At 64.0% G+C, this 18,763-nt stretch carries 12 protein-coding genes; 6 read left to right on the top strand and 6 right to left on the bottom strand.

The features are described from left to right. The first annotated feature begins 115 nt into the window (after window positions 1–115). Window positions 116–1,375, top strand: coding sequence for a peptidoglycan-binding domain-containing protein (locus EAH75_RS00465; protein ID WP_161596253.1), 1,260 nt, complete (start codon window positions 116–118; stop codon window positions 1,373–1,375). A gap of 118 nt (window positions 1,376–1,493) precedes the next feature. Here EAH75_RS00465 and EAH75_RS00460 read toward each other — a convergent pair whose 3' ends face one another. Next, window positions 1,494–5,051, bottom strand: a complete 3,558-nt coding sequence (locus EAH75_RS00460) for a methylmalonyl-CoA mutase family protein (protein WP_140803623.1) — start codon at window positions 5,049–5,051, stop codon at window positions 1,494–1,496. A gap of 405 nt (window positions 5,052–5,456) precedes the next feature. Between EAH75_RS00460 and EAH75_RS00455 the strand changes: the two genes are divergently transcribed. Continuing rightward, complete coding sequence (locus tag EAH75_RS00455; protein WP_241668841.1) at window positions 5,457–6,266, top strand: energy transducer TonB; 810 nt, start codon at window positions 5,457–5,459, stop codon at window positions 6,264–6,266. A gap of 84 nt (window positions 6,267–6,350) precedes the next feature. On the opposite strand, the gene EAH75_RS00450 is transcribed toward EAH75_RS00455, so the two are convergent. Together EAH75_RS00450 and EAH75_RS00445 are read right to left on the bottom strand one after the other, a co-directional pair. Next, window positions 6,351–7,286, bottom strand: coding sequence for an alpha/beta hydrolase (locus EAH75_RS00450; protein ID WP_140803619.1), 936 nt, complete (start codon window positions 7,284–7,286; stop codon window positions 6,351–6,353). Between the two features lie 10 nt (window positions 7,287–7,296). Further along, complete coding sequence (locus tag EAH75_RS00445; RefSeq protein WP_140803617.1) at window positions 7,297–7,899, bottom strand: TetR/AcrR family transcriptional regulator; 603 nt, start codon at window positions 7,897–7,899, stop codon at window positions 7,297–7,299. 108 nt (window positions 7,900–8,007) lie between these two features. Here EAH75_RS00445 and EAH75_RS00440 point away from each other — a divergent pair, with 108 nt between their 5' ends. The 4 genes from EAH75_RS00440 to EAH75_RS00425 all read left to right on the top strand — a co-directional run bounded on the left by EAH75_RS00440 (window position 8,008) and on the right by EAH75_RS00425 (window position 11,897). After that, window positions 8,008–8,805, top strand: a complete 798-nt coding sequence (locus EAH75_RS00440) for a M48 family metallopeptidase (protein WP_140803615.1) — start codon at window positions 8,008–8,010, stop codon at window positions 8,803–8,805. 110 nt (window positions 8,806–8,915) lie between these two features. Then, entirely contained in the window at window positions 8,916–9,242 is a 327-nt protein-coding gene (locus EAH75_RS00435) for a YXWGXW repeat-containing protein (protein ID WP_140655525.1), read from the top strand. 265 nt (window positions 9,243–9,507) lie between these two features. Beyond that, window positions 9,508–10,611: a Glu/Leu/Phe/Val dehydrogenase dimerization domain-containing protein gene (locus tag EAH75_RS00430; RefSeq protein ID WP_140803613.1), complete on the top strand. Its 1,104-nt coding sequence runs from the start codon at window positions 9,508–9,510 to the stop codon at window positions 10,609–10,611. Window positions 10,612–10,739: 128 nt separating this feature from the next. Then, window positions 10,740–11,897 (top strand): isovaleryl-CoA dehydrogenase, encoded by a 1,158-nt coding sequence (locus EAH75_RS00425; RefSeq protein ID WP_140803611.1) that lies wholly within the window; start codon window positions 10,740–10,742, stop codon window positions 11,895–11,897. 59 nt (window positions 11,898–11,956) lie between these two features. On the opposite strand, the gene EAH75_RS00420 is transcribed toward EAH75_RS00425, so the two are convergent. From EAH75_RS00420 to EAH75_RS00410, 3 genes are all read right to left on the bottom strand, one after another. Next, window positions 11,957–14,023, bottom strand: coding sequence for an enterotoxin (locus tag EAH75_RS00420; RefSeq protein ID WP_194150612.1), 2,067 nt, complete (start codon window positions 14,021–14,023; stop codon window positions 11,957–11,959). A gap of 224 nt (window positions 14,024–14,247) precedes the next feature. Then, window positions 14,248–15,495 carry an RICIN domain-containing protein gene (locus tag EAH75_RS00415; protein WP_140803609.1) on the bottom strand — a complete coding sequence of 416 codons (1,248 nt, stop codon included), beginning with the start codon at window positions 15,493–15,495 and terminating at the stop codon, window positions 14,248–14,250. Between the two features lie 114 nt (window positions 15,496–15,609). After that, on the bottom strand, window positions 15,610–18,513 hold the full coding sequence (locus tag EAH75_RS00410; RefSeq protein ID WP_241668840.1) for a TonB-dependent receptor: 2,904 nt from the start codon (window positions 18,511–18,513) through the stop codon (window positions 15,610–15,612). Between the last annotated feature and the right edge of the window lie 250 nt (window positions 18,514–18,763).

The following is an 18,763-nucleotide window of genomic DNA, read 5'->3' as shown; positions in this document are numbered from 1 at the left end:
TGGTTATTCGCTGGGCACGATCCAGGTCGATCTCGGCCAGCGTGGCACCTGGGCGCTGGGTGCAACCGATGGCGCCGCGCTGAAACTTGGCGAAACCACCTACGTGGACGGCATCATGGATCAGGCCGCGAAGTACGCAAAAGATCATGATCTGAAGTTCACGTCGGATACGACGCAACTTCGCACCGATCTACTGACACATGGCGATGGCGAACGTGGACGGTCCAGCCTCACTTTCATCGACACCGACACGCGCAATAGCATCAATGCGTGGGCGTCCTCTGAAGACGGCCAGAAGTGGATCCACAAGAACATCGACTATCCGCAGATCAGGCAGGCGACGCAGTCGGCCATGGACATGCTGGATAAGTACGGCAAGAACATTCCGGAAGACCGCCGCCTGGAGACCGTCGCGATTCTGGCAAAGACGGAGAACCAGATCCCGTCGCAGATGGCGAAGTTCGAAAAGGTGTTGAAGAACGGCGGCGATTACAACGACGTGCTTGCGGAGGCCAATGAAATAAAGAGCCATCACCGTTTTTACGATGGCCCGAAGGCCGCCGCCCTGGCCGAGCAATACAAGAACGCCTACAAGGACCCAGAGAACGCAGCCGCTCTCGACCGCGCACATGCCAAGGTCGGCGATGCCAATTTCGATCCTTCGAAGTCGGCAAGCGACCCGGACATCAAGGAAGCCCTGAAAGCCATCGGCCAGGGTGGCCGTGCCCACACGCCGGGCAGCCACAGCTCGCTGCATCAGGGTTCACATGGCGAAAAAGTTACGGCGTTGCAGACCGACCTCGCCAAGCTCGGCTTCACCGACGCGCACGGCCGCGCATTGCATCCGGACGGCGATTTCGGCCCAAGCACGAAGGCAGCGGTCGAGAAGTTCCAGCACGCGCATCACATGACTGCCGATGGGATCGCCGGCCCGAAGACATTGAACGCCTTGCGGATGGCCGTGCACCCACCGCAGCCGACCCTCGCCGACGCCGAGCATCCCGGCAACGGCATGTACCTGCAGGCGCTCGGCGCCGTGCATCGCCTGGATGCGCAACAGGGACGCACACCGGACCAGCGCAGCGACAATCTCGCGGCGGCGCTTACCGTTGCGGCCCACGGCAACGGCATGAGCCGGGTCGACCATGTCGTGTTGAGCGATGACGCCAGCCGCGCGTTCGCCGTGCAGGGCGATATCAACTCACTCTTCAAACGCTATACCGACGTCAACGTGGGTCAAGCGATGGGCACGCCGCTCGCGCAAAGCAGCGTTCAGTGGCAGCACGATATTCAACAGCTCGCGCCGGCCCAGGCCATGTCACCCATGCAGCAAATGCAAAACTCGCAGATGGATCAGTCGGTGATGCAGCGCTGACCGTAGAGGTTTTCACGATTGCTGAGGGGCACGAAGTCTTTTTCTACGTAATGCGAAGAGCGCCCCTCACCCCAGCCCTCTCCCCCGGCAATGCCGGGGGAGAAGGGGGCAAGAAGCACTACATGTTGCGGCGGTATTCGCCACCCACGTCATATAGCGCGTGCGAGATCTGCCCCAGCGAGTTGTACTTCACCGCCTCGATCAGCTGCTCGAACACATTGCGCCGGTCGCGCGCGGTTACCTGCAGCACCTTGAGGCTGTCTGAGGCCAGCGCGTTGCGCGCTTCGCCGTAGCGCTTCACGTTGGCGATCTGCTGGCCCTTCTCTTCTTCAGTGCTGCGGATCAGCTCGATCTCGGTGGCGATCTCGCCGCCGTGGTCCTTCGGCAGGAAGGTGTTGACGCCGATCAGCGGCAACGAGCCGTCGTGCTTCTTGTGCTCGTAGTACATCGACTCTTCCTGGATCTTGCCGCGCTGGTACATGGTGTCCATCGCGCCGAGCACGCCGCCGCGCTCGCTGATCGCCTCGAACTCCTTGTACACGGCCTCTTCCACGAGGTCGGTGAGCACGTCGACGACGTAGCTGCCCTGCCACGGGTTCTCGTTGAAGTTGAGGCCGAGTTCCTTGTTGATGATCATCTGGATCGCCACGGCGCGACGCACGCTTTCTTCGGTGGGCGTGGTGATCGCCTCGTCGTAGGCGTTGGTGTGCAGGCTGTTGCAGTTGTCGAACAGCGCGTACATCGCCTGCAGCGTGGTGCGGATGTCGTTGAACTGGATCTCCTGCGCGTGCAGCGAACGGCCGGAGGTCTGGATGTGGTACTTCATCATCTGGCTGCGGCTGCTGGCGCCGTAGCGCTCGCGCATGGCGCGCGCCCAGATGCGACGGGCGACGCGGCCGATGACGGTGTACTCCGGGTCCATGCCGTTGGAGAAGAAGAAGCTTAAGTTGGGCGCGAAGTCGTCCACGCTCATGCCGCGCGCGAGGTAGTACTCGACGATGGTGAAGCCGTTGCTGAGGGTGAAGGCGAGCTGGCTGATCGGGTTGGCACCCGCTTCGGCGATGTGATAACCGGAGATCGACACCGAGTAGAAGTTGCGCACCTTGTGGTCGACGAAGTACTGCTGGATGTCGCCCATCATGCGCAGCGCGAATTCGGTGCTGAAGATGCAGGTGTTCTGCGCCTGGTCTTCCTTGAAGATGTCGGCCTGCACGGTGCCACGCACCGCCTGCAGGGTTTCGGTCTTGATGCGCGCGTAGGTTTCCGCATCGACCAACTCGTCGCCGGAGACGCCGAGCAGGCCCAGGCCCAGGCCTTCGTTACCCTTGGGCAATTCGCCGTGGTACTGCGGGCGCGGCACGTTCTTGTAGATCGCGGCGATCTTCTTTTCGGCGGCGGCCCAGCGGGTCTCGTCTTCGCGCAGGTACTTTTCTACATTTTGGTCGATCGCGGTGTTCATGAACATCGCCAGGATCATCGGCGCGGGGCCGTTGATGGTCATGGAGACGGAAGTGCTGGGCGCGCTGAGGTCGAAGCCGGAGTACAGCTTCTTCATGTCGTCGAGCGTGGCGATGTTGACGCCGGAGTTGCCGATCTTGCCGTAGATGTCCGGGCGCGGCGCAGGGTCTTCGCCGTACAGCGTGACCGAGTCGAACGCGGTGGACAGGCGCGTGGCGGCGCCGCCCTGGCTAAGGTAATGGAAGCGGCGGTTGGTGCGCTCGGGCGTGCCCTCGCCCGCAAACATGCGGGTGGGATCCTCACCGCTGCGGCGGTACGGATACACGCCGCCGGTGTACGGGTAATGGCCCGGCAGGTTCTCGCGGCCGAGGAAGCTCACCAGCTCGCCCCAGTCCTTCGACTTCGGCGGCGCCACCTTCGGAATCTTCTGGTGGCTGAGCGAGTCGCGGTAGTTCTCGACGCGGATGACCTTGTCGCGCACCTTGTATTCGTTGACGTCGGCGGTGACCGACTTGTACAGCGCCGGCCACTCGCGCAGCTGGTGGATGGCCTCGTGGCTGAGTTCCTTGAGGGCGGCGTTGTAGCGTTGGCGCAGGGTTAGCAGGGAGCGGTCGACGCTTTCTCCCCTCTCCCCTTGGGAGAGAGGGTTCGGGGCTTGCGTGGAGCTGCCTGCTCCGGACGAACCCTCACCCTCGGTCCCTCTCCCGGAGGGAGAGGGATGCAAATCAGCGTTGCGGTACAGCTCCAGCGGGCGCGGCAGCTGGGGATCGCCAAGCTCTTTCAGTGCCTCGTAATAGTGCTGCGCCTTGCTGGCGAACTCGGCCTGATGCTCGATGCTGCTGTTGATGCTGCGGCCCTGCTCGGCAATCTCGGCCAGGTAGCGCACGCGGCTGCCGGGGATCAACACGGTGGCGCGCGGCGACTTCAGCGTGGTGTCGAGTTGCGGCGACCACTTCTCGGCCGGCAGCTTGAGCTTGTCGCGCATCAGGCGGCACAGGTTCGAGAACATCCAGGTGACGCCCGGATCGTTGAACTGGCTGGCGATGGTCGGATAGACCGGCACGTCGTCGTCTTTCACGGCGAACGCGGTGCGGTTGCGCTTCCATTGCTTGCGGATGTCGCGCAGCGCGTCTTCAGCGCCGCGCTTGTCGAACTTGTTCAGCACGATCAGCTCGGCGTAGTCGATCATGTCGATCTTCTCGAGCTGGCTGGCGGCGCCGTATTCGCTGGTCATCACGTAGACCGGGAAGTCGACCAGATCGACGATCTCCGAATCGCTCTGGCCGATGCCGGCGGTCTCGACGATCACCAGGTCGTACGGCTGGCTCTTCAGGAAGTCGATGCAGTCGTGCAGCACGATGCTGGTGGCGGCGTGCTGGCGGCGCGTGGCCATCGAGCGCATGTAGACGCGATGGCTGCGCAGCGAGTTCATGCGGATGCGGTCGCCGAGCAACGCGCCACCGGAACGGCGACGCGTGGGATCGACCGCGAGCACGGCGATACGCATCTGCGGGAACGCGTGCAGGAAGCGCAGCAGCAGCTCGTCCACCACCGACGACTTGCCGGCGCCGCCGGTGCCGGTGAGACCGAGCACCGGCGTGTGCTTGCCGGCCAGCTTCCACTGCTTGCGCTGGTGGTCGAGTTCGGTGTCGCTGAGCTTGCCTTCCTCGATCGCCGAGAGCATGTGGCCGATCGAGATCTCGTCGTCGATGTCGACCTTGGGCACGACCGTGGTTTCGGACTCCGCGCGCTTCGTCGCAGCCGAACCGGCGCGATGCATCACGTCCTCGATCATCTCGGTGAGGCCGAGCTTCATGCCGTCGTTCGGGTGATAGATGCGCTCGACGCCGTAGGCCTGCAGCTCCTTGATCTCTTCCGGCGTGATGGTGCCACCACCACCGCCGAACACACGGATATGGCCGGCGCCGCGCTCGCGCAGCATGTCGACCATGTACTTGAAGTACTCGACGTGGCCGCCCTGGTAGGACGACAGCGCGATCGCGTCGGCGTCTTCCTGCAGCGCAGCGCGCACCACGTCTTCCACCGAGCGGTTGTGGCCGAGGTGGATCACCTCCGCACCCTGCGACTGGATGATCCGTCGCATGATGTTGATCGCCGCGTCGTGGCCATCGAACAGGCTGGCGGCGGTAACGAATCGCAGCGGGGTGGCTTCAGCCTGCGTGGCGCCGGCGGGGACGTGCTTGGCGGGGGAACTCATGGCAACTCCGACATCTGTGCTTGAACTTGTCGATTCTAATGGGGATCGGTGCCAAGGGTTTGCTGCAGCGCGCGTACCGGAGCGTATGGCCGCGATGATCTCGACGGAATCCGGACGCGCCCGGACCGGCTTACGCAAGCCACAATTTGCTTGCATACTCGACACCAGCGGTGCTGGCGTCCCACGGATGCCAGCCGAGGGGAAGTCACGAAAAGGCAGAGAGGGCCACCATGACCGGCATGGCGTTGTCGCGCGGCGCAAACGGAAGCATGGCTGCCGAAAGCAGCTCGGGCACCGGCCCCATCGGGTCCCACTGGCCCGCATGCCGCGCAGGACTGATCGAGTTCACGCAACCTCACAAGGAAAGCACGCATGAAGAAAGCAATGCTCTGTGCACTTCTCGCCATGGCGACGATGGCCGCCCAGGCCAGCTCCACCGAGAACATCGAGTCGTCTGCCGTCGTCAGTGGAACCATCGTGCTGGCCAAGGACGGCACGGTGCAGACTGCGGTCATCGACGACGCGGCCAAGTACGGACAGCCTATCGCGGACCTGGTGCGCAACGCCGCATTGCAGTGGCGATTCCACCCCGTGCTGCGCCATGACGAACCCGTGGTCGCCAAGAGCAGCATGCATGTCCGGGTCGTGCTCAAGAAAATATCCGACGGCAACTACAGTGCGCGCATCAAGGGAGCCACGTTCGGCGACAGCAACACGGACTCTACCGATACGCTGCACACCGCCGAGGGCAACAAGAGAACCCCTCCGCGATATCCCGAGGCTGCGATCCGCGGCCGCGTGCAGGGAACGGTGTACCTGGCGTTGCGCGTGGATCGCAGCGGTCACGTGGTGGATGCCACCGCCGAGCAGGTCAACCTCGGCAACACCGGCCCAGATCGCATAGTCAAGCAATATCGCGCGATCCTGGCCGAGTCTGCCCTCAAGGTGGCGCGCCACTGGACCTATGCGATCCCCACGACGGGACCGCTGGCAAAGCAGGACAGCTGGACCGCGCATGTTCCTATCAACTACACATTGAATGTAGTCAATGCGCCCCAGCCCGATCGCACCTGGGTGAGCTATATCCCTGGGCCGTACACGCCGGCGCCCTGGGTCGACAAGCCCGACATGAACGCAGCCGACGCTCTCGTCGACGATACTGTGCAGACCGACGGCGCAGGCCCGACCCTGCTCTCCCCGCTCAACCACAGCTGACACGCTGCAGCACCCGTCCGTTGGGTCAGGACGGGCGCTGCAGCCCCGCCATCGCGAGCAGATTGTTGTGCGACAACCGAGGCTCTAAGCCACGCCGTATGGCAAGTTGAGCGAACCCACCACGCGTTGGCCCACCGACCTGCCGCGCACGAAGTCGAGCGCGGCGTCGATCACCTCGGGCGCATCGAGCACGCGGCGGTGGCCCAGTCCTTCGGTGGTGAAGAGCCGCGCACCGGGCCAGAACTGGGCGTAGCGCTCACCCTCGCTCCACGGCACGTCTTCGTCGTCGAGGTCGTGCACGATCAGAGCGGGCTGACTCAGCGCCGGCAGGCGTCGGTGCACCTGCAACTGCTCGACGCTGACGCCGGTGCGACGCAGCAGCCAGTCGTAGAACGGCTGGCGCAGATGCTCACCCAATCGCACGAAGCGGAAAAAGCGACCGGCCGCCGCAGCCATGTCGGCGGCGGGCGCCACCAGGATCAGTTTGCGTGCGCGCCAGCTTTCGTCCTGCGCCAGCGTCACCGCGGCACCACCCAGCGAGTGGCCGATCGCCAGCGCGGCGTCGCCGTAGTGCTGGCCGATCGCGCGGATCGTGGCGGTGAATTCCGGCAGCGTGCACAGCTTGCCGCTGCTGCGGCCGTGGCCGGGCTGGTCGAACGTGACCACGGCGAAGCCCAGCTCACGCAGCTTCGCCACCCACGGCATAAAGCGCAGGCCGAAGCTGGACCAGCCGTGCGCCAGCAAGGCATACGGTTGGCTCGACGGATCGCCCCAGACGTAGGTGGCGATGGTTTCGCCATTGACTTGCAGTTCGCCGCGCTGCATTTCGGCATCGCCCTGCACGGCCTGCGCGCGACTGCGGCTGCTGGCGAACGGGGTGGCGAACAGGCGCGCGGCGCGGTTCACGGTGCGCATGGGCGCCAGCCGGCTGCCCAGTGCAAAGCCGGCGCGCACCGTGCCGAGCTTGAAGCGGGTGGCGAGACCGTGGCGGCCCATCGCGGAAGGGGACTTGGAGGACATGGGGGTTACCTCAGGTTTGCCAGCTGCGCCACAGGCGCTCGAAGGCCGCCGTGGTGCGGCGACCAGCCTCGTCGAATCCGAACAGCCCGGCGTCGTGGTGCAGGCCGAGCATCAGCGCATAGATCTCGAAGGCGAGCTGGGCGGCATCGGTGCCCGCGGACAGATGGCCTTGCTGCACGGCTTGATCGACGGCTTTCTGCAGCTCGCTACGCCAGCCGGCCTGCTGCTGCACCACGCCGTCGTGCAGCGCACCGTCGCGGCCGTCGTACTCGCTGGCGGCGGACAGCAGCACACAACCGCTCTGGTGCTCGCGACTCCATTCGAACCAGTTCGCCACGATCGCGCGCAACCGCGGCAGGCCGCGCGGCTGCTCCAGCGCCGGCAACAGCACCTTGGCCACGAAGCGGCCTCTGCCGGTGTCGAGCACGGCCAGTTGCAGGTCTTCGCGCGAGCCGAAGTGAGCGAACACGCCGCTCTTGGACATGCCCACGTCGGTCGCCAGATTGCCGATCGACAGGCCTTCCAGCCCGTCGTGTCGGGCCAGCGCATAGGCGTGGTCGAGAATGGTGTCGCGCGTGGCTGCACGCTTGCCGGGATGAGTCGCAGTCTTCATGGTTGCAATAAATAGCACGACCGTTCGTTCTATATCAAGTGAAAACTCACGCGCCCCGGCGGACCCTGTCGGTATGCTTGGCCGCTGCAAGTCCAAGGAGGATCCCGCATGAAAATCCGCAACCTGAGCATCCCGCTCGCCACCGCCCTGCTGGCTGCCTGCGTCACCTCGCCGACTGGCCGATCGCAGCTGATGATGGTGTCGGACAGCCAGATGAGCCAGATGGGCCTGGCCTCGTTCAACGACATGCGCAAGCAGGGCAAGTTCGTCGACGCGCCGCGCGAGCGCGCCTACGCGACCTGCGTGTCGAACGCGCTGATCGCTGTGCTGCCGCCACCGTGGAACACCCAGCAGTGGGAGGTGCAGATCATCGGCGACGACACGGCCAACGCGTTCGCCCTGCCCGGCGGCCGGATCGGCGTGAACCGGGGCATGTTCAAGATCGCCACAGACCAGGACCAGCTGGCGGTGGTACTCGGCCACGAGCTGTCGCACGTAGTGTCCCGACACGGTGCGGAGCGCGTATCCGACAATCTGGCGGCCCAGGCCGCGGTGGCCGCCGGCACGATCTACGCCGGTACGCGCGGCAGCGATGCCGGCAATGCCGCGGCGCTGCTCGGCGTGGGCGCGCAGGTGGGCATTCTGCTGCCGTTCTCGCGCACTCAGGAAAGCGAGGCCGACATCTTGGGCCAGCGCTACATGGCCCAGGCCGGTTTCGATCCGCGCGCCGCGGTGACGTTGTGGGACAAGATGAGCGCGCAAGGTGGCAGCAAGCCGCCGGCGTTCCTGTCCACCCACCCGTCTTCCGGCAACCGCGCGCAATCGCTGAACACCCAGGCGCAGCAACTGCTGCCGGTGTACCAGCAGGCGCGCAGCAGCGGCCATGCGCCAAACTGCCACATGTAATCTCCTGCCCTGCCTGTAGCTGAACGAGCCGGCTCGGCGAGTCAACTGTCGGCGTCTTCCGTCGTTTTCGGTGGTGCCTGCCGCATGGTGCGGCGCTCACGGAGACCCTCATGAAAAGCACGCTGCCCCTCAAACTGGCCCTGCTCGCCGGAGTCGGCTTGACCTTCGCCGGCGTCACCTACGCGCCACCCGCCGCAGCCCAGGTGTCGATAGGCGTCGGTGTCCGTGTGGGACCGCCGCCGCCGCGTTTCGAGCGCGTACCGCCACCACGCCGCGGTTACGCCTGGGCGCCGGGTTACTGGCGCTGGGATGGGCACCGCCACATCTGGGCCGGCGGCCACTGGGTACAGGCTCGCCCGGGCTATCGCTATGCACCTGCGCGCTGGGTGCATGGACGTCACGGCTGGCGTTTCCGCGATGGTTATTGGCGCCATTGAGCGCATCACACAGCGACAAGAAGAACGCCCCGCCTGACGGGGCGTTCTTCGCCGGATTGCGCTCCATACGGCCACGGCTTGTTGCGCCGCATCACCATCTGCCGGGGCGAAGTATTAAACTTCGCGCTTTGATTCTCGCCCCGGCCCCGGTCGGGGCGATGAGTTTCCGGCGTTTTGACAGCCCTCTGGCGGGGTCCCGACAACACTCTCCGCCGCCCATCTGCAGATGCCCTCCGGCACCATAAATCATGGAGTCACCGTTGCAATGATCTTTGAAACCATCGAAAAGACGGGTCACGAAGAAGTCGTCTTCTGCCACAACAAGGACGCTGGCCTGAAGGCCATCATCGCGATCCACAACACGGTGCTGGGCCCTGCGCTCGGTGGCCTGCGCATGTGGCCGTACAAGACCGAGCAGGAAGCGGTGAACGACGTGCTGCGCCTGTCGCGCGGCATGACCTTCAAGAACGCCGTGGCCGGCCTGAACCTGGGCGGCGGCAAGGCGGTGATCATCGGCGATCCGAGCAAGGACAAGTCCGAGGCGCTGTTCCGCGCGTTCGGCCGCTTCGTCAACTCGTTGAACGGCCGCTACATCACCGCCGAAGATGTCGGCATCGACGTCAACGACATGGAATATGTGTTCCGCGAAACCGAGTACGTGACCGGCGTGCACCAGGTGCATGGCGGCTCGGGCGACCCGTCGCCGTTCACCGCCTACGGCACCCTGCAAGGCCTGATGGCCGCCCTGCAGTTCAAGCACGGCAACGAGGACGTGGGCAAGTACAGCTACGCCGTGCAGGGCTGTGGTCATGTCGGCGGCGAGTACATCAAGCTGCTGCGCGAACAGGGCGCCAAGGTGTTCGTCACCGACATCAACAAGGAAGCGGTGCAGCGCTGCGTGGACGAACTGGGCTGCGAAGCGGTGGGCCTGGACGAGATCTACGATGTCGACGCCGACGTGTACAGCCCATGCGCACTGGGCGGCACCGTCAACGAGCAGACCATCGACCGCATCAAGGCCAAGATCATCTGCGGCCCGGCCAACAATCAGCTGGCCACCGACGAGATCGGCGACGAGCTGCAGCGTCGCGGCGTGCTGTATGCGCCGGATTACGCGGTCAACGCCGGCGGCGTGATGAACGTGTCGCTGGAGATCGACGGCTACAACCGCGAGCGCGCGATGCGCATGATGCGCACGATCTATTACAACCTCGGCCGCATCTTCGAAATCAGCAAGAACGAGGGCATCCCGACCTACAAGGCCGCCGACCGCCTGGCCGAGGAGCGCATCAGCGCGATCGGCAAGATCAAGCTGGCGCACATGGGCAACAACGGCACCCGCTTCCAGGGCCGCATGCGCGGTCAGTAAGCGACACGTCCTGTCACAGAAGAAGCCGCCGGTTGATTGGCGGCTTTTTTGTTGCCCCGACCGGCAGTTACCGGCATTGCTTGCGCACGTAGGCTAAAATCGGCGCTCTGCACACCCAGGAGTTCGTGATGCGCCCGTTTCCGCTCGGTGAAGATATCGACCTGCTGCGCGAGTCCGTGCATGCGTTTGCGGAAAAGGAAATCGCCCCACGCGCCGATCGCATCGACCGTGACAACCTGTTCCCGGCCGACCTGTGGCGCAAGTTCGGCGAGATGGGCCTGCTCGGCGTCACCGTGGCCGAGGAGTACGGCGGCAGCGGCCTGGGTTTTCTGGCGCACATGGTCGCGATGGAGGAAATCTCGCGCGCGTCCGGCTCGGTCGGGTTGTCCTACGGCGCGCACTCCAATCTGTGCCTCAACAACATCTATCACAACGGCAACGAGGCGCAGCGGCAGAAGTACCTGCCCAAACTGTGCAGCGGCGAACACGTCGGCGCGCTGGCGATGAGCGAACCCGGCGCCGGCTCCGACGTGGTCGGCTCGATGAGCTGCAAGGCCGAACTGCGCGGCGACGCATGGGTCGCCAACGGCAGCAAGATGTGGATCACCAATGGCCCCGATGCCGACGTGCTGCTGGTCTACATGCGCACCGCGCCGCGCACCGCCGGCAGCCGCTGCATGACCGCCTTCATCGTCGAGAAAGGCATGAAGGGTTTCAGCACCGCGCAGAAGCTGGACAAGCTCGGCATGCGCGGCTCGAACACCTGCGAGCTGGTGTTCGACAATTGCGAGATCCCGGCCGAGAACATCGTCGGCGAGGTCAACGAAGGCGTGCGCGTGCTGATGAACGGACTGGACACCGAACGGCTGGTGCTGTCCGGAGGTCCGATCGGCCTGATGCAGGCGGCGATGGACATCACCATGCCGTACGTGCGCGAGCGCAAGCAGTTCAACGCACCGATCGGCACCTTCGAGATCATGCAGGCGAAGGTCGCCGACATGTATACCGCGCTGCAGAGTTCGCGCGGCTTTGCCTACATGGTGGCGCAGCAATTCGACAACGGCGTGAAGTCGCGCATCGACCCCGCCGCGTGCCTGCTCAACGCCTCGGTCAACGCGGTGAAGGTGGCGCTGGAGGCGATCCAGTCGCTCGGCGGCAACGGCTACATCAACGAGTTCCCCGCCGGTCGCCTGCTGCGCGACGCCAAGCTGTACGAGATCGGCGCCGGCACCAACGAGATCCGCCGCATGCTGATCGGCCGCGAGCTGTTTCACGGCAAGGCGTGACACCGCCCCGACGGGAATGACGGGCGTTTCCGCCCGCTCATTCGCGCCGCCTCAGTCGGTCAGGAACCTGCCGCCACCGGCGTCAGCTCCAGCGTCAGCACCTCGAACGGCGCCAGCGTGATCGTGCCCGGCTTGGCGGCATCCAGGATCGACGACGGCTTCGCCGCATCGCTCTTCCACGGACTATGCGCACGGAACCGGTGAACCGCACCGGCGGGAAGTTCCAGTTGACGCTGCAGGTCGACTACCGCCAGCTGCGCATGATCGCTCGGGTTGCGCAGGGTGATGATCGATTTCGCCGGCGACCACGATGCCCAGCCGTACACGTCGAGCCGGTCAGGATCGCCGCCGATCCAGTGCGTGTCGCACAGCGCGTCCGCGTTCGCGCGCGACCAGTTCGCCGATTCGGCCAGCACGTCCCAGTCGCTGTCGCTCAGCAGCGACGGCGTGATGTACAGCTCCTGCAGCTCGGTGCCGGTGGCGAAGTACGAGTGCACCTCGTTGGTGAAATCGTGGCCCGGGTCGGTGTTGAGCTTGCGGTTTTCCTTCGCGTAGATGATGCCGTGGAGCATCAGCGAGTTGATCGGAAACAACGGCCCCTTCAGCACGATGTTGCGGTAGGTTTGCGCATCGCGATAAGTGATCCACTGCTCACGCGTGCTGCCGACGCCGGTTTCGCTGTCGTCCTCGCCGTCGCGCCAGATGGTGTCGGCGTAGTGCAGCCAGAACGGCGACGCCCAGGTGCCGGTGGTGAGGTTGATGAAGGTGTCCGGCTTGGCTGCGCGGATGTCGTCGATCAACTGGATCGCCGCGGCGAAATCGCTGTCGAAACGACTGCCGGGAAATACCTTGTCGGCATTGCCGGTGCCGTCGAACTTGAACTGGTTGATGCCGTCCTTGTCGACCAGCTCCATCACGGCATCGTGGAAGCGCTGGTAGTACTTCGGACCGGACAGCGCCAGGCCGCCGTCGATGATCTCGTAGCCAGTCTTGCCGCCGCGTTCCGCGCGTTCCTTTGCCGGCGGGCCGTAACCGCCCCACGGCGATAGCCATACACCCGGTGCGGCACCGTATTTCGCGGCGGCCTCGCGCAGCGGCACGAAGCCGCGCGGGAAATCCTTGCTGAAATGCCAGCTGCCGCTGCGGTCGTCCCAGCCGTCGTCGAACAGGAACGAATCCAGTTTCACGCCGCGCTTCACATGCAGCTCGGCGCCCACCGTATTGATGCGGTCCAGCGCCTGCGCCTCGGTGTACGGCGTGAAGTAGCCGATGTCGTACCACGAGTTGTAGTGCAGGAAGGGGCGATACGGATGCGCCCGCTCGCGCTCGACGTAACTGGCGAAATCGCGGCGCAGCTGGCCGTTGCGCACCACGCCGACCACCGCCGAATAGGTGATCGTCTTGCCGTGCTCCAGCGGAAGTTGCCGGTCCAGGGTCAGCTTGATGTCGCTGCCACGCACCGTGCTGTCGGACTGCGGATGCTCGAAGCCGAGATAGACGTCGCCGGCGACCACCGGTGAACCCTTGACCTCGCCGCTGACTTCCGCGCCGGCCGCGCGCGTTTCCAGCAGCGAGACCTTGGCGATCTTCTCGTCCTGCTTGAGCGCGGTGACCGAGACCCGTTCACGCAGGTAAGGCGAGCCGTCGCGCTGCACCAGCTGCCAATCCACCCGGAAGCGGCCCTCGGCATCACCGAAGCTGGCCCGCACCGACTTGCCGGGGATGCGTGCGGCGAGGCGCGAGGCGTTCGCGTCCACCGGCAGCGCCTGCTCCTGCGGCGGTGACAGCAAACGCATGTCGCCAGCCTTGATGGTGCTGCCGTCGGCCAGCACCAGCGCGAACGGTGCCGGTACGGCAAGCGTCCTGCCGTGCACGCGATCGGTCACCGTGACGTTGACAAGATGCTGCCTGTCGAGCTTCCAGTGCAGCTCGATCGCGGCATTGCCGAAGTTCTTCGCACCTTCGCTGTCAACGAACACCGTCGCGCCGGGATCAAGCACCAGCTTGCCACGGGCGACGCTGTCCTCGGCGTGCGCCTTGCCAGGGCCCGCCAGCACGGCCAGCAGGCAAAGAGCCAGCAAGTCCAGGCGCGACGAACGAAGGGGATGAAAATGCGATGCTGCCATGGTTATCTCTCGTGTTGAGTTATTGATATCGACCAGCCCGGTTGAGCCCAACGCCCCGCGCCCGCGCAGCTTTGCGAGACGGTGGGCGATGGACGCAGCATCCGGCGGGACGGCAGACACGTTCGGATGCCGCACGCCAAGAGGTATCTCCGCCGCTCAATGCCGACGGGCATGCCGAGGCCCGGTGCGGCAATGAACGACAGGCCACCCTGCAACAAGCACGCTCACGGCTGCCTTGGTACCCACTCCTGATAGCTGGACGAATCGCAATCTGCCAGGTTTACCGTGCTGTTCTGCCCGGCATCGCCGGCAGCGTTGAGGCATTGACCGGAGCCCACGTTGAACCAGGCCTCCGAGTCCGGCATGTACAGCCATTCCTGACTGCTGTCGGCAGCGCAATTTGCGGTGAGTACAGCACTGCTGCCATTTGCCTGCAGGCAAACGCTCCGATCGACCAGATTCAGCCGGTTGTTGGCATCGTTCGCCAACAGCTGGTTGGCAACCGCCCAGGGTGAGCTGCCGCTGCCCGCACAGATATTGAGGCCCATATGGTTGCCACCCAGCGTATCCGCGCAGAAGTGCTGGACGCGATTCCTGGCAATGAAAGGCACGCCAAAAGACTGGTTGATGGTGGCAATGGCTGTGTGGTCCGGGTCCATCATCGAACGGGCGACGGACGCGCAATCACCATAAACTTCTGTTGAGGCGTTATTGGTTTGCACGGCGTTGTTCGCCGGGTCGTACATGATCGGAGCGTAGAACACCGCGGTCGTGGGGGGCACTTGAGAGCAGGAGGAATACTGCTGCGATCCCTGGGTGAAATTTTCGACGAACTGCGGCACGACCGCTTGCAGGATGCCGTTGGCCGCCGGTGAGTGGATGGTTCCGATAACCGTGGTCGTGCCCGTGCTCGTATCGGTGATGGAGGCCTGCCACAAGTAGTTCTCGCCTGCATCGGCTTCACCCGCGGGAATCGTTGTCTTTCCCGCGTAATTCAGGTGGAAGGTGTACATGACCCCCTCTTTCCACGCTGCCGTCTTGCTGCCTTTTGTGCTGAACAGGCACTGCGTGCCCGTGCCCTCGCCGCCGAATCCCTGGCATACCGCACCAGCGGCGGAGCCTGGTTTGTCGACACTGGGGTCGTAGGTTTGGCCGAAGATCGAAAAGAGAACCGTCTTGGTCTTCTTCGAGTTTTGCTGGATGCCGGTATAGCCGCCCTGGTTGACGTTGACCGTCCAGAAAAACTGGCTGGCGTAGTACGTGTTGCCGTTGTTGCCCGGCTCGCGGGTCACGCGGATGGAGGCATCGATTCCGTTGTAACCATACAAGCCATCGGCGTTCGCGGTGGTCGAGGCGGGGTAATAGTAGTGATTGGCCGTCATGCCACCTGCAATCACGGCGTAGGCCGGGCTGACCAGGATGGCTCCCATACCTGCAAGCCCATAAGCGAGATGCAACAGATATTTTTTCATGAGATACCTCTGGTGAATGAGCAAGGTGATGTCTGTCGATCGCGTGGCGCGACAACGTGGTTCACGCACAATCAGCAAGGGCGCCGCACCGTGTCGGCGCAGCGCCCCGTGTCCTCATCGAAAGGTATAACGGGCGATCAACATCGTGGTTCGCGGCGCCTGCCAGCTGGATGCGCCATAACTCGGGTTGAGAATCGGCGAGCCATCGGTCTGGAAGCTGCCGGTGTCGTAGCGCTGCTCCGCGTCGATGCGGCCCTGACGATTGGTGACGTTCTGCACCTGCAGATCCAGACTCAGATGATTCGACTCATTGATCGTCCAGTCGTAACCCACACCCAGATTCCACTGCCAGAACAACGGCACCCTTCCGGCCGTCCCCAGCGGTGCGGGCACGTTGTTGCAGTAATGGCTGGCTGCACCGTATTGCTCGGCCGGGTTGTTGATATCGGGGTAGGTACCCAGGCAGTTCTGCGGCGTGCCGGTGGACAGATCGAACGTACTACCGATACGGAAACCCTTCGGAAAGTAGTAGATGCCATTGAGCTTGAGGCTGTGGCGCACATCGCCCGCCAGGTTGCCGGAGCTGTGTTCCATCAGGCCGGGGAAGTCCCACAGGATCTGTTCGGAAGGTCCGCCGTTGGTACGCGTACCAAGATTGAGCAGGCCATCGTAGTTGCCGTACAGATGCGCCCAGGTGTAGCTGAGATCGAGGAAGTACGGCTCTTCGCTGTTCTGCGTGTGGCTCAGTTCCAGCGTGAGGTGGACGTATTTTCGCGTGGGTGCCGGCCCGAACACGCTGCCCGGCAAGGTCAGCGCCTCCAGCTTGCCATCGCCGTTGTAATCGCGCATGACCACCTGCGCGATGCCCGGGTTGATCATCGGGCAGCCGCTGGAATCCTCGTAGCCAGGATAGCCGTGCGCCTGCGCGTAGTCGGTGATGCCCTGGGTGTAGCAGGTGTCCTCGATGGCGCGCTTGAGCGAGGAGTAGCCCAGTTCGGCCAGCGACGACCAGCTGCTGCCCAACGTCTTCTGCACGTACACCTGGAACTCGTACTGGTAAGGCGCCTTGATGTTGGAGCTGGCCACGTTCGCGGCACTGGGCGCCTGGCCGTTGATCAGCGTTTCCTGCGGACCGATCTGGCTCAGGCCGGTGGGTGCCTTGGTGTTCGGATCCATGCCGGTGTAGGTGTAATAGCGATACCACTGGGTGACTGCGCCGGCGGCGCCGTTGTTGACGCTGGACGGAATCGGGATGGTGTACTTGCCGGCGTTGGCGCCGACCTTCATCGTGCTGTCGCCGTACACATCCCATGACACGCCAAGCCGTGGTGACAGCAGCGGCAGGCGCCAGAAGTTCTGCCCGTTGATGTTCTTGTTGACGAAGGTATCGTCGCGCAGGCCGGCGTAGACAATCCAGCGATCGGCTGCCTGCCAGTAGTCGTCGACATAGAACGCCTTGTTTACCGTATAGAACGGGCCGCCGGTGCTGATGTAGTACTGCGCCACGTAGCGTCCGTCCGCCGGCGCGGGCGAGCCGTTCGGCAACACGCTGCCGGGCTGGGTGTAATAGGTCCAGTCACCGCCATCGGTGGTGGTGCTGACGTTGTTGATGAAGTGCTTGTAGTGCTCGCCACCGATGGTGATCTTGTGGTCGCCCAGATTCCAGGTGAAGTCGCCCTTGAAACCACGGCGCCAGTAGGCGAATGGATAGAGCTTGCTGCTGGTCGTGGTGAGACCGATGTTCTTGTGCACCTGGGTCACCGGGTCGACCTCCACCACATACGGCAGATTGGTGCCCGAGGTCGAGGTGGGGTTCAGCGACGACTGGCTGAGGTAGCCGCCCATCAGCCGCAGGCTCATGTCGTCGTTGATCTGCCAGTGGTAGTTGCCGATCAGGAACTGGTTCTTCACCTGGCTCGAGGTCCAGCCGGCGTAGCCACCCTGCGAGGACGGATCGTAATCACGCGTCAGCTTGTACTGGTTGTTGAAGGTGCTCTTCCAGTCGCGGTTGCCGACCACGTTGAGCGACTGGTCGGCGTTGATGTTCCAGGTGAGATTGAGCAGGCCGTTCTTGTCGCGGTTGGCGGTATCGATATGCCGGTTCTGCGAGTTGCTGACACTGGTGTTGTCCGGCGAGTTACCCAGCATGGCGAAGAAGAACAGCTTGTCTTTCACCAGGGCACCCGATGCCCACAGGTACTGGTTCACGACATTGGCACTGTGGGCATTGGAGGAACTGAAATGGTAGTAATCGCCGCCCTTCGTGTACGCGTCGGGCATGCGCGGGTTGAACCATGACGTACCCGGGGTGAAGTACAGCGAGTAGCCGGCCTGGAAGCGGTTGGTGCCCTGGCGCACGGTGGAGGCGATCGTGCCGCCGGTGGTGCTGGTCCAGCTCACGCCGGCGTTGGCGCTCAGCACCTGGGTCGAGCTGATCGCCTCGGCCGGCAGGTAGGTGGCACCAAGTCCCTGATAGTCGTAGGTGCTGTCGAATTCGTTGTAGTAGTAACGGTTCTCGGCGGGACTGGCGCCGCCCATCTGGACCAGGCCGGTGGTCTGGTTGTCGTACTTCACCTTGGAGCTCAGCAGCGCGACGCTTTCCGGACCACGTCCGGTCGGCAGCTGGTTGACCACGCTCATGCTGTAGTTGTTGGAGAACTCCGGCGTGCTCACGTCGATCGGTATCACCTCCGCCTCGATGGCATGTCCGGTCACCCGGATCGCGCCGAGGTTGGTGGCGTCCACCGGGCCCGTCGGTGCAGCGGCAGCGCCAGAGAGCGCCGGTACGACGGTCTGCACGTTCGCACTTACGGTGACGGTGCGGGTGCCGATGGCATGGCCACCCTGCGACACGGTGACGGTGTACTTGCCGGGATTGAGGCCGCCCACGTTGTAGCGCCCATCGCTGTCCGGATGCAGCTGGCGGTGGTAGCCGGTGGCCGGGTTGGTTACCTCGAGCGTGACGTCGCTGCCGCCCGGCTCCCTGCCGTACAGACCGCCGGTGATCGATTGCGCCATCGCGACATTCGCGCCAAAAGCACTCAGTAGCGCCACGGCGAGCATGGTTCGCCTGAAACCACCTGCCTTGCCTCCTACGTTTACCTTGCTTCCGGCTTCTTCATGCACGACAGCGGCCGGCAACTTCATGCCGTTGCCATCGACAGTAAAACAACCTTTCTTTTTAGCGCGCATTGATTGCCCCTCCGGTAGTTCGTTATCGCCCTGCGCAGCAGTGACCTCTCCCCTCCGCTGCAGACGGTTGTGGTTA

The organism is Rhodanobacter glycinis (genome assembly GCF_006438785.1).
Classification (GTDB): Bacteria; Pseudomonadota; Gammaproteobacteria; order Xanthomonadales; family Rhodanobacteraceae; genus Rhodanobacter; species Rhodanobacter glycinis_A.
The sequence above is the reverse complement of the archived record's forward strand: the minus strand, read 5'-3'. Positions and strand labels throughout refer to the sequence as shown.